Source organism: Streptomyces sp. NPDC052107 (assembly GCF_040680215.1).
Lineage (GTDB): Bacteria > Actinomycetota > Actinomycetes > Streptomycetales > Streptomycetaceae > Streptomyces.
In genome coordinates this window covers 1-1,262 of the sequence record NZ_JBFAWG010000295.1, presented here as the reverse complement: position 1 = coordinate 1,262, position 1,262 = coordinate 1, and the positions used below count along the sequence as shown (strand labels likewise).

Sequence of the window (1,262 nt, the reverse complement as noted above, 5' to 3'; positions counted from 1 at the left end):
GCGAGCAGGAGGTGGCGGGCGCCGTGGCGGGCGACCAGGTGGCGGGCGAGGAGGGCGCCGAGGCCGCCGGTGCCGCCGGTGATCAGGACGGTGCCATCCGGATCCAGCTCACGCACCTCCGACACGGCAACCGTCCGCGTGGTGAGTTGCGGGGTGAACGCGGTGCCGTTGTGGAGGGCGAAGTGCGGGATCGCGGTGGTGATGGCTTGGGCAAGGGTCTGGGTGTCAGCGTGGGTGAGGGGGGTGGGTGGCAGGTCGGCGTGGGTGATGGTGTGGGGGTGCTCGGTGCTTGCGGTGCGCAGCAGACCGGTGAGGGCGCTGTGGGGGAGGTTGGTGTGGTGGTGGGGGGTGGTGGCTGCGGTGGTCAGGACGGCGAGCCGGCTGTTGGCGAGGGCGGGGGTGGCCAGCCAGGTCTGGAGGAAGGTCAGGACGGTGGTGGTGATGGTGCGGGTGGTGGCGGGAATGTCGAGGGTGTCCGGGTTGTCGTGGCCGCTGCCGGGGTTGGGGGCTTGGTAGAGGACGGTGGTGGGGGTGGGTGAGCCGTCGTCGAGTGCGGTGAGGAGGGTGTCGAGGTCGGGGTAGTGGGTGGTGATGCCCGGCAGGGGGCTCTCGCCGCCGACTTGTGCCCAGTCCTGAGGGAAGCCCTGAACGGTTTCGGTCTGGGGGAGGTGGACCGGTACCCACTCGACCGCGGATACGGGTGTGGGGGCCTTGAGCGTCTGGGGGTTGGCGGTGGCGAGGGTGACGCCGGTGATGGTCAGGGCTGGGGTGCCGTTGGGGGTGTAGGCGCGCAGGGTGACGGTGTCGGCCGAGTCGGGGTGTGCGGCGGCGTGCACGCGGAGGCCGTTGACAGGCTCGGCGATGGGGTGCGCGGTGACGTCGGTGAAGGCGAAGGGCAGGCGCAGGGGGGTCTCGGGTCCGGTGGGGGCGACCAGCGGGTGCAGCGCGGCGTCGAGGAGGGCGGGGTGGACGGTGTGTCCTGAGGCGTCGAGGCCCTCGCTGAGTGCGATCTCGGCGTAGATGTCGTTGCCGCGCCGCCAAGTGGTGTGCAGGCAACGGAAGGCGGGGCCGTACTGGTAGCCGAGGTCGGACAAGACGTCGTAGAAGCCGGTCAGATCCTCCGAGTTCCCCAGCTCATCGGCCGACCAGGGCCGCGGGGCAGCTGCCGCGGGTGTGGTGTCGGTGAGGGTGCCGGTGGCGCGCAGGGTCCAGGTGCGGTCTTCGTCTGTGTCCGGGGTGCGGGTGTGGACGGTGAAGGTGCG

Annotated in this window: 1 protein-coding gene; it reads right to left on the bottom strand. The window is 71.5% G+C overall.

The features are described 5' to 3' along the window. Positions 1-1,262 (bottom strand): polyketide synthase dehydratase domain-containing protein (locus tag AB0M27_RS47940; RefSeq protein WP_365732481.1); only part of this gene is annotated, 1,262 nt, incomplete at both ends.